Source organism: Desulfatiferula olefinivorans (assembly GCF_054657895.1).
Window position 1 is genome coordinate 1 of sequence record NZ_BAAHXV010000131.1, and the last position, 344, is coordinate 344.

The 344-nt window shown below is 57.6% G+C and carries 1 protein-coding gene; it reads right to left on the bottom strand.

Annotation, left to right across the window (positions count from 1 at the left end):
- Positions 1-344, bottom strand: a 344-nt coding sequence (locus tag ACYQ11_RS22180) for a GTP-binding protein (protein ID WP_459926018.1), incomplete at both ends; no start/stop codon positions are given.

Below are 344 nucleotides of genomic sequence, written 5' to 3' on the forward strand. Positions count from 1 at the left end.
GCAAGAAGGATATGTTCACGGGTCTGGGGCATGGGGCCGTCATCGGCGCTGACCACCAGGATTGCACCGTCCATCTGGGCCGCTCCCGTGATCATGTTTTTGATATAGTCGGCATGGCCCGGACAGTCCACATGGGCATAATGGCGATTCGGAGTCTCGTACTCAACATGGGCGGTGGCGATGGTGATTCCACGTTCTTTTTCTTCCGGCGCCTTGTCGATCTCGTCGAAGGCGATGGCCTTTCCTTTGCCGGAACGCAGCGCGTTCTGCTTGGTAATTGCTGCCGTCAGCGTCGTCTTACCGTGGTCGATATGCCCGATGGTGCCGATGTTTACGTGCGGCTT